An 11038-nucleotide genomic window follows, 5' to 3' on the forward strand; every position below is an offset into this window, starting at 1 on the left:
TAATGCTATATAAATTATAGTTTAACAAAGGCGATTTGTAAATAATAACATAGCTTAATTTCTAATTGTGCAAAAAATGAAGTAAATCGTATAAAAAAACTTGGAATACATCATTGTATATGAATAAAATGAATGATATAATTAATTCGAAAATAACCGTCTGGGGATGGCGGTAATAAGATTGGGAGGTTTTAGACATGGGAGATATTAAAAATGACGGAATGATGTGGGCACTCGTGAAAGAAAAGCCAGAAGAAGGCCTGTGGATGAAGAGGGTTCCGGTTCCGGAGGTAGGCCCTAATGATGTTAAGATTAAGATTCACAAGACAGCTATCTGTGGAACGGATGTACATATTTATCAGTGGAATGACTGGGCACAGCACACGATTCCGGTAGGGCTTACCGCAGGACATGAATATGTCGGCGAAGTTGTGGAGGTTGGAGACGGCGTGCAGGGCTTCCACATTGGAGATCTGGTATCAGGAGAAGGCCATATCACATGTGGCAAATGCCGCAACTGCCTGGAAGGCCATAAGGAGAACTGCAAAGACGCCAAAGGGGTCGGAGTCAACAGAAATGGCGCGTTCGCAGAGTATCTTGTTATTCCGTCATCCAACGTATGGCCGTGCAACCCGGCGATTCCGGAAGAGATGTATGCGATATTCGATCCATTTGGAAATGCTACCCACACGGCTCTTTCTTATGATGTGCTCGGAGAAGATGTCCTTATTACGGGAGCGGGCCCGATTGGAATTATGGCAGCCGCGATTGTCAAGTTCTCAGGAGCGAGACATGTTGTTGTCACCGATTTGAATCCATACCGTCTGGAGCTTGCCAAGAAGCTTGGCGCAACAAGAGTTGTCAATTTAAAAGAAGAAAAACTTGCGGATGTAATGAAAGAAATCGGCATGACAGAAGGATTTGACGTTGGCCTTGAAATGTCAGGAAGCCAGCCGGGCCTTTCCGATATGATTCATAACATGAAGCACGGCGGAAAGATTGCACTCCTTGGACTTCAGAGAACAGACGCTGTCGTAGACCTTGAGACAGTCATATTTAACGGCCTGAATCTTCGTGGCATATATGGAAGAAAGGTATGGGATACATGGTACAAGATGTCTACCATGCTCCAGGCAGGACTGGATATCTCTGATATTATTACGCATCATTTTGATATCAAAGATTATGAAAAAGGCTTCGACGCAATGATTTCCGGACAGTCAGGAAAGGTAATCTTAGACTGGGCGCATGTGAATGATTAAATTTTTATAATAAAAGAAAGGACTGATACCAATGGCACGTAAAGACAACATTTTAAGCATCTACACAAAAGAAGTAGAAGGAATAAAGGAGGCGGGACTTTTTAAAGGAGAGGCGCCTTTTGTCTCCCCGCAGGGTTCAAGAGTAACGATGGAAGACGGCAGAGAGCTTCTCTGCATGTGCGCGAACAACTACCTTGGACTGGGAAACAGCCCGCGGCTCATAGAAGCGGCGAAGAAGACATATGACGATAAAGGATATGGAGTAGCATCCGTACGTTTTATCTGTGGAACTCAGGATATACATAAGAAGCTGGAGAAGAAGATTTCAGATTTCCTCGGCACGGATGATACGATTTTATATTCTTCCTGCTTTGATGCTAACGGAGGCCTGTTTGAGACACTGCTTACGGCTGACGACGCGGTTATCAGCGATGAGCTGAACCATGCTTCTATCATCGACGGAGTACGCCTTTGTAAGGCAAAGCGCTTCCGGTATAAGAATAATGACATGGATGATCTGGAGGCTAAATTAAAAGAGGCGGATGAAGCCGGCGCACGGGTGAAGCTGATAGCTACAGACGGCGTGTTCTCTATGGACGGTATCATCTGTAACTTGAAAGGCGTATGTGACCTGGCAGACAAGTACAATGCTCTTGTGATGGTTGATGACAGCCACGCAGTGGGATTTGTAGGCAAGACTGGCCGTGGAACTCCGGAGCACTGTGGTGTGCAGGGGCGTGTCGATATTATTACAGGTACACTTGGCAAGGCCCTCGGAGGAGCTTCCGGCGGATATACATCAGGCCGCAAAGAGATTATAGATCTGCTGCGCCAGAGAAGCCGCCCGTACCTGTTCTCCAACTCACTTGCTCCGGCTATCGCAGGCGCCAGTATCGAGCTGTTCGATATGCTGGATGAGAGCACAGAGCTCCGTGACCATTTGGAAGAAGTTACGGCCTACTACCGCAAAGAACTGGTAGACAATGGCTTTGACATTATTCCGGGAACACATCCTTGCGTACCTGTAATGCTGTATGATGAAAAGACAGCGGCAGAATTTGCAAAACGCATGATGGACAAGGGCGTATATGTAGTGGCCTTCTCATTCCCAGTAGTACCTAAGGGAAAGGCAAGAATCCGTACACAAGTATGCGCAAGCCATACGAAAGAAGATATAGATTTCATCGTAAAATGCTTCAAAGAAGTTAGAAGCGAGATGGGATTGTAAGTAGTAAATGGGGACGTGATCTTTTTGAAAAGGGTTACGTCCCAAATTGAACTTTGCGGTGTACCTAAATGGAATATGCCCTGTACCTAATGGAGGGAGGGGTACATTGCCGACGAAGAAAAGACAGGAAAGCAGTACCGGTTTTTACCACGTTGTAGTCAGAGGCATAAACAAAGAGCGGATTTATAATCAACGACGTGAAAAAGGTTATTTCAAAAAGATTATCTTAAAACATCTTAATAAGTATCAAGTGGAAATATATGCATTTTGCATTATGTCCAATCATGCTCATTTTATAATCCGGGCAGAAATTCAGGAATTATCCCTATTTATGGCTAGAATATTAGCTGAATATGCATCATATTACAACTATAAGCATCAAAGAAACGGACATGTATTTCAAAATAGATTCACAAGTGAATGTATCGAAACGGGGTCATATTTTTGGAATTGCATCCGTTACATACATATGAATCCGGTAAAGGCAAATATGGTTAAGACGCCCTTGCGCTATATCTACAGCAGCATGAATGAATATTGTGGTTATATTCCGGTTGTAATTCATGAAAAGGCACTTTTTGTTTATAAAGAAAAGTTTGCTGGCGCTTCTGAATTTAAGGATTTCCACCAGCAGCGGAGATATGAAGTGTTCGATGATATACCGGGTGAAAAGCAAGAACAGCGGTTAGAAATCGCTTTATTGATATTAAAGGACATATTTGAAAAAAATCACTTAGAACTGCCGGAACAAGTTCTGGAACAGCAAGATTTACGAAAAGAATATATTAAACAGTTGAAATTAGTTTTGAACATATCTGACAGACGGATTCAAAATATATGCATGGAAGTAAGACGCTTTGTAGAACATAAGATATAATAATGTATAAAATCAAAAATATTGCAAATCCTAAGAATGTTTTAAAGGTACAGGGTATATTCCATTTAGGTACACCACAAAGTTCAATTTGGGACGTAACACTTTTGAAAATGGTTACGTCCCCTTTTAACATGTGTTATACTATTTAGGGTAAAGGAGCGTGATTAAATGGAAAGAGATAATACGTGGAAGACATATAGCCATGATGAACTAATGGCAGTGGAACAGATTAATAATTCCTATAAAGCTTGTCTCGATGAGGGTAAAACCGAGCGGGAATGTGTTAAGGTGACAGTACGTATGCTGGAGGAACGAGGATATAAGAGTCTGAACAGCATGATAGAAGAGGGGGCTGGCTTAAAGACAGGCGATAAAGTCTATGCGGTTTGTATGGGAAAAAGCGTGGCTGCGTTCCATATAGGAAGCAGGCCGTTAGAACACGGGATGAATATCCTCGGGGCCCATATTGACTCTCCAAGAATTGATGTAAAGCAGAATCCATTATATGAAAATGAAGAGCTATCCTACCTGGATACCCATTATTATGGAGGAATTAAAAAGTATCAATGGGTAACGCTTCCGCTTGCACTTCACGGGGTTGTGGCGAAGAAAGATGGTTCTCTTGTTGAGATTCATATCGGTGATAAAGAAGAAGACCCCGTATTTGCAGTAACAGATCTTCTGGTGCATCTTGCGTCCAAGCAGATGGAGAAAAAGGCAAATGCAGTAATTGAGGGTGAAAAGCTAGATCTTCTCTTTGCAAGCCGCCCTGTCAATAATGACAGCAGTCTGGAAAAAGAAGAAAAAGAGGCTGTAAAGAAAAACGTGTTGCGCATACTCGAAGCATCTTATGGCATTTCAGAGGAAGATTTTGTTTCCGCGGAGCTAGAGATTGTTCCGGCGGGAAATGCGAGAGACTGCGGCATAGACCGTAGCATGATAATGGCTTATGGACAGGATGATAGGGTATGTGCGTTTACGTCTCTGTTTGCGTTGTTAGATGTTGAAAAGGTTGACAAAACAGCTTGTTGTATTCTTGTTGATAAAGAAGAAATAGGAAGTGTAGGAGCAACGGGCATGCATTCCAGATTTTTTGAAAATGTTCTTGCAGAGCTGGTGGCACTGACTGGCGAGACTTCGGACTTGAAAGTAAGACGTGCGCTACAGAATTCCAAGATGCTTTCATCGGATGTAAGCGCTGCATTTGACCCGATGTTTGCAGAAACATTTGAAAAGAGAAGTTCTGCATTCTTTGGAAAAGGTCTTGTATTTAACAAATTTACCGGAAGCCGTGGGAAAAGCGGTTCCAATGATGCAAATGCGGAATACCTGGCACAGATTCGTCGGGCTATGGACAGTAAAAATGTGGCCTACCAGTTTGCAGAGCTTGGAAAAGTCGATGCCGGTGGTGGTGGGACTATAGCATATATCATGGCGAACTATGGGATGGAAGTGATAGACAGCGGAGTCGCAGTGCTGTGCATGCATGCGCCGTGGGAGATTACTAGCAAGGCAGATGTATACGAAGCATATAAAGGCTATAAAGCATTCATAGAAGAAATGTAAAAAACACCTAGGTTGTAGTAACTGCAACCTAGGTGTTTTCGTTTAAAAATGAAAAACATGTCAAAAAGGTACAGGGCATCTTGCATATAGGTACACCATAAAGTCCAGTTTGGGACGTAACCCTTTTCAAAAAGATCACGTCCCCAATTTATACAAACACAAACCCGACGACGAGATAGGCGATGAGTGCAAGCCCGCCGCATACGAGCGCGTAAGGCAGCTGCGTCTTGACGTGGTCGATATGGTCGGCCGCGGCGCCGGTAGACGAAAGTACGGTCGTATCGGACAACGGCGAGCAGTGGTCCCCGAATACTCCGCCGCCTGCAACAGCGGCAAAGCTGGCGATAACGAGGAGGGTCAACGACCCATCGGTAAAACTGAATGCCAGCGGCAGCGCTATCGGCATACAGATTGCGAACGTTCCCCAGGAGGAACCTGTCGCAAAGGCCATAACTGCGGATACGAGGAAGATAATGGCCGGCAGCATGTGCGGCGTCAGCAGCTCCTCGGTCAGGGAAATGATATAATTAGCCGTTCCCATCTGTGAGCTGAGCGCATTGACCGAATATGCGAGAGCCAGCAGCATAACTGCAGGCAGCGCACCTTTGATACCGTCTGTGAGAGTATTCATCACCTCTTTGAACGGGATACCCTGAATCATCATGCTGACGGTCATGAAGATGACCACCATCAAGAACGCCTCCATTGTCTTGGCAGAACTGAAAGCGATATATGTACCGATAGCGATGCTGATGATCATAAGGACCGGGAAGATGAAGTTCAGGAACACCCTCGGCTTAAGACCCGGATACGACTGCATCTCCGTCAGCTCCTTTCCAATGAGCGGAGTTGCGCCGTCACGTATCACCTTTCCCTCCTCCACAGCACGTTTCTCGGCTTTTTTCATCGGTCCGAAATCTTTGATAATCCCCGATGCGATAACACCGACAAAAAGGACTGCGAATATAGGATAGAAATTAAACGGTATTGCCTTCAGAAATAGCGCGGAAGCGTCTTTTTCATCGACAATACATCCAACACCGACAGCAAGCCCCATGAGATACGCGGCCCATCCGGTAATCGGCATGAGCACGCTGACAGGTGCTGAAGTAGAATCTGCTATGTACGCCAGCTTCTCTCTGGATACTTTCGCCTTGTCCGTGATGCTTCTCATGACGGAGCCGACAAAAAGCGGGCTGAAGGAATCACTGAAGTAGATGAACATACCAAGTACCCATGCCATGAGCTGTGCCCCTCTGCGGCTCAGGTTGCGGTCATGCACTTTCTGGGAAAATCCCTGGATTGCCCCGGTCTTCTGGAAATATGCCACGAGAATTCCGATAAAGGTATTCAAAAGCATGACCCATGAAAAGCTCGTCGTCCCAAGGCTTTCCTTTAAAAGTGTCGGGAACCCGAACACGCCCTGTCCCGCCAGCAGCGTTCCGGTAATACAGGCGATTGCAAGTGATATGACGGTGTTCCTCGTTACGAATGACAATACAATAGCCAGTATCGCCGGTATGATTGATATGAATCCCATTGTTTCCATAAAGAATAAAATCCCCCTTCTCTTTCGTTCCTTCTTTTCTGATAACCAATAAAACCTGATAGCTTTTACAGCGTGATAAAATTATCCGACCGGCTCACTGTCGCAGCCGGTGCCGGATCAAGATCTCTGTCCGACAGGCCCAGTATATCTTCAGGGCGTATCCATGGACGGTTCTGCAGCGCGCTCGTCTCCTCATGTGTCAGGTAGCCTTTATAGGTTGTCAGGCTCCTCCTGAGAAAACCATCTCTTGCACATGCCTCCGCAATGCCGTTGTTCAATATACTGCGGAAATGTGGCAGCACGGATGCTGCATAAGCGACGGAAGTGGAGTTTGCTATCGCGCCGGGAATGTTGCTGACGCAGTAGTGGACGACACCTTCTTCTACATAACGTGGATTCTCATGTGTCGTCTCATGGAATGTCTCGAGCGCCCCCTGCTCGTCGTTACTGATATCAACGATGACAGAACCAGGTTCCATCGAGCGTACCATTTCGCGCGTGATAAGATATTCCGTATTGCCTTTCGGCCATTTCACACAGTTCAGCACCATATCTACAGATGGCAGAAGCGCTTTGACATTCTCCCGGCTTGAAATTACCGTGTCAATGCTCTGCCTGTACTCATTCTGCAGATTCCGCAGCGTTCCGATGCTGATATCTGCCACGGTCACCCATGCACCAAGCGCATGCAGTACAGAGAGGGCCGCCCGCCCCACCGTTCCGCCCCCTAAGATAAGCACTTTCATGCCGGGAGCTCCTCCTAGTCCGCTGACAAACTTGCCCTTGCCTCCGTTGATCGTGAGCATGGACTCCAGGCCCATAAGAGCCCCCTGCTTGCCTGCGGCTTCGCAGTTTGGTGATCCATATCTGTGCGAGTCCTCTGCCGTAAAGGCAATGACTTTTTTGTCCAGAAGAGCCTGAACCTCTTCGGGGTGGGCGGCCGGATGTATACAGGTGAACACGATCTGGTCTTCCCGGAGAAGATCATATTCAGACGGCTCGAACTCTTTTACTTTGGCAATGAATCCGCATGTGCTGTAGATTTGCCCGGCGGTATCCACTATGACAGCCCCTTCGGCAGCATACTTTTCATCAGGAAATCCGGCCTTCTGACCGGCACCTTTCTGTACATATACTTGATGCCCGTCGGCGGTCAGGCCCGCAACTTCGACAGGAGTGGCAATCACACGGTTCTCGCCGGCTTTGATATCCTTTAATATTCCTACATTCATGTCTTGTTCCTCTCAATTCTTAGGATAAATAGTTCAGGCCATAGCCTGTCCACGATTTTTATGCATTTTATGCAGAAATGCCTTTTTATTATACACAATTTCATGCTTTACTGCAACAAAAAGTAATGGGATAAAGGCAGTTTACGGCAAATGATAAAAATGCCGCTGAGAGCCCTTGTTTTTTGATTTCTTGGGCGTTAAGGGGTTGACGAACACTGTCAAAAACAGTACAATATTATGTGCGACTTAGAAAGTAAAATTAGTTTAGGAGGTCATGACAAATGGCAAAATGGGTTTATATGTTTACAGAAGGTAACGCAACCATGAGAAACCTTCTGGGTGGAAAAGGTGCCAACCTTGCTGAAATGACAAATTTGGGTCTTCCGGTACCACAGGGCTTCACAATTACGACAGAAGCTTGTACTCAGTACTATGAGGACGGAAAAAAGATTAACGATGAAATCATGGCACAAATCATGGAATCCATCACAAAGATGGAAGAGATTACAGGAAAGAAATTCGGCGATAAAGAGAATCCGCTCCTCGTATCCGTACGTTCAGGAGCAAGAGCTTCTATGCCGGGTATGATGGACACGATCCTCAACCTTGGCCTTAACGAAGAAGTCGTTGAAGTATTGGCTAATAAATCAGGAAATCCACGCTGGGCATGGGACTGCTACAGAAGATTCATTCAGATGTATTCTGACGTAGTTATGGAAGTTGGTAAGAAGTATTTTGAAGAGCTTATCGACAAGATGAAAGAAGAAAAAGGCGTTACGGAGGATGTGGATCTCACAGCCGAAGACCTCAAGGACCTGGCCGGACAGTTCAAAGCTGAATACAGAGAAAAGATTGGACAGGACTTCCCGACAGATCCTAAGGAACAGCTGATGGGAGCTATCAAAGCCGTATTCCGTTCATGGGATAACCCAAGAGCCAACGTATACCGTCGTGACAATGATATCCCATATTCATGGGGAACAGCAGTCAACGTACAGATGATGGCATTTGGCAACATGGGCGATACATCAGGAACAGGTGTTGCATTTACACGTGACCCGGCTACAGGAGAGAAGAAGCTCATGGGCGAGTTCCTTATGAACGCTCAGGGTGAAGACGTTGTCGCAGGTGTCCGCACACCTCAGAAGATCTCCCAGTTACATGAAGTTATGCCGGAAGTATACGACCAGTTCGTGGCAATCTGTGATAAGCTGGAAGACCACTACAGAGACATGCAGGACATGGAGTTCACGATCGAAGATAAGAAACTCTATATGCTGCAGACACGTAACGGTAAGAGGACAGCCCAGGCTGCACTTCAGATTGCATGCGACCTTGTTGACGAGGGCATGATTACAGAAGAAAAAGCCGTTGCTATGATTGACCCGAGAAACTTAGATACATTACTTCATCCTCAGTTTGATGCCGCTGCACTGAAGGCTGCGACACCAATCGGAAAAGCACTCGGAGCATCACCGGGAGCTGCATGCGGTAAAGCCGTATTTACAGCCGATGACGCGAAGAACTGGGCTGCAAGAGGAGAGAAGGTTATCCTTGTCCGCCTCGAGACTTCTCCGGAAGACATCGAAGGTATGAAGGCTGCCCAGGGTATCCTGACAGTACGTGGCGGTATGACATCACACGCTGCCGTTGTCGCACGTGGAATGGGTACATGTTGTGTATCCGGATGCGGTGACATCGTTATGGACGAGGCAAATAAGAAGTTCACATTAGGCGGAAAAGAGTTCCATGAGGGAGACGCAATCTCTCTTGACGGTTCTACAGGTAACATCTATGACGGACTCATTCCTACCGTTGATGCCACAATCGCAGGCACATTCGGAAGAATTATGGGATGGGCTGACAAGTACAGAACGATGAAGGTCCGTACGAATGCGGATACTCCTGGAGATGCTAAGAAGGCACGTGAGCTCGGAGCAGAAGGTATCGGCCTGTGCCGTACAGAGCACATGTTCTTCGAAGGAAACAGAATCGATGCATTCCGCGAGATGATTTGTTCTGAGACCGTAGAAGAAAGAGAAGCAGCACTTGAGAAGATTCTTCCGGAACAGCAGGGAGACTTTGAAAAATTATACGAAGCGCTGGAAGGCAACCCGGTTACTATCCGTTTCCTTGACCCGCCGCTTCACGAGTTCGTTCCTACGGATGAAGACGATATCAAGAAACTTGCAGATGCACAGGGTAAGACAGTAGAGCAGATTAAGACAATCATCGATTCCCTTCATGAATTCAACCCGATGATGGGACACCGTGGATGCCGTCTCGCTGTCACTTATCCGGAGATTGCTAAGATGCAGACAAGAGCCGTTATCCGTGCGGCAATCAACGTGCAGAAAGCACACGCTGACTGGAACGTTTGCCCGGAAATCATGATTCCATTGATTGGAGATATCAAAGAATTCAAATATGTGAAGAAGATTGTCGTTGAGACAGCAGATGCTGAAATCGCAGCGGCCGGAAGCGATATCAAGTACGAAGTTGGTACGATGATTGAGATTCCTAGAGCTTGTCTTACAGCGGATGAGATTGCAAAAGAAGCTGACTTCTTCTGCTTCGGCACGAACGACCTGACACAGATGACATTTGGCTTCTCACGTGATGATGCCGGCAAGTTCCTCGACGCATACTATGATGCGAAGATCTTCGAGAACGACCCATTTGCCAAGCTTGACCAGACAGGTGTAGGACAGCTCATGGAGATGGCTATCGCAAAAGGCAAGCCAGCCAATGCTAACCTCCACGTAGGTATCTGTGGCGAGCACGGCGGAGACCCGTCTTCTGTTGAATTCTGCAACAAGTTAGGTCTCAACTATGTATCCTGCTCACCATTCCGTGTGCCGATTGCACGTCTTGCTGCTGCGCAGGCTGCAATCACAGCAAAGAATGCATAATTTATAAGTTCAATTTCAAAAGCGTATCGCCAGCTTTCTGGCGATACGCTTTTTATCGTGTGCCTGGCGGCGCACGTTTCTAATGGGTGAAAGTCCCTAATCCGCCCTAGTAGTGGGAAGGATACAGCCAAGACCAAGGGTGTCCATCGTGAGGTGGAATCTGAAGGAAGGTGGAGGCAAATCTCTGGTCTGACGAACAGAAATCACATCAGGCTATGGTTGAGGATAAGATTGCGATACAAATCGAAGTCCAATATCTACTCGGAATCAACTATAGTAAATGTGGCAGATAGATGGAGTGAAAGAAACGTGTGGTACCCAGGGAGGTCTACGTCAGCGAGTGGAAACAGAGTATGAAATTCGTGAGTAACAACGAATGGCGAGAAGTCAGCAGAAGCCATATTAACCCGAT

Annotated in this window: 7 protein-coding genes; 5 read left to right on the forward strand and 2 right to left on the reverse strand. The window is 46.3% G+C overall.

Going from position 1 to position 11038, the window contains the following annotated elements:
* Positions 1 to 197 precede the first annotated feature (197 nt).
* The 4 genes from tdh (at position 198) to HMPREF0980_RS16445 (ending at position 4933) form a co-directional block, all read left to right on the forward strand.
* Positions 198 to 1262: an L-threonine 3-dehydrogenase gene (gene tdh, locus HMPREF0980_RS16430; protein WP_049730151.1), complete on the forward strand. Its 1065-nt coding sequence runs from the start codon at positions 198 to 200 to the stop codon at positions 1260 to 1262.
* A 31-nt stretch (positions 1263 to 1293) separates the two neighbouring features.
* Positions 1294 to 2490, forward strand: coding sequence for a glycine C-acetyltransferase (locus HMPREF0980_RS16435; protein ID WP_049730152.1), 1197 nt, complete (start codon positions 1294 to 1296; stop codon positions 2488 to 2490).
* 106 nt (positions 2491 to 2596) lie between these two features.
* A complete protein-coding gene (locus tag HMPREF0980_RS16440; RefSeq protein ID WP_049730153.1) occupies positions 2597 to 3367 on the forward strand; it encodes a transposase in 771 nt (256 codons plus the stop codon).
* A 168-nt stretch (positions 3368 to 3535) separates the two neighbouring features.
* Positions 3536 to 4933 (forward strand): aminopeptidase, encoded by a 1398-nt coding sequence (locus HMPREF0980_RS16445; protein WP_049730154.1) that lies wholly within the window; start codon positions 3536 to 3538, stop codon positions 4931 to 4933.
* Positions 4934 to 5081: 148 nt separating this feature from the next.
* Here HMPREF0980_RS16445 and HMPREF0980_RS16450 read toward each other — a convergent pair whose 3' ends face one another.
* The gene (locus tag HMPREF0980_RS16450) at positions 5082 to 6482 is read right to left on the reverse strand and encodes a Na+/H+ antiporter NhaC family protein (RefSeq protein WP_049730155.1); all 1401 of its coding nucleotides are present in this window, start codon (positions 6480 to 6482) and stop codon (positions 5082 to 5084) included.
* Positions 6483 to 6547: 65 nt separating this feature from the next.
* A complete protein-coding gene (locus HMPREF0980_RS16455) occupies positions 6548 to 7714 on the reverse strand; it encodes an alanine dehydrogenase (RefSeq protein ID WP_049730156.1) in 1167 nt (388 codons plus the stop codon).
* Between the two features lie 281 nt (positions 7715 to 7995).
* On the opposite strand from HMPREF0980_RS16455, the gene ppdK reads away from it, so the two are divergent.
* Positions 7996 to 10626 (forward strand): pyruvate, phosphate dikinase, encoded by a 2631-nt coding sequence (ppdK, locus tag HMPREF0980_RS16460; RefSeq protein WP_049730157.1) that lies wholly within the window; start codon positions 7996 to 7998, stop codon positions 10624 to 10626.
* Positions 10627 to 11038: the final 412 nt, after the last annotated feature.

Source organism: Dorea sp. D27 (genome assembly GCF_001185345.1).
Taxonomy (GTDB): domain Bacteria; phylum Bacillota; class Clostridia; order Lachnospirales; family Lachnospiraceae; genus Extibacter.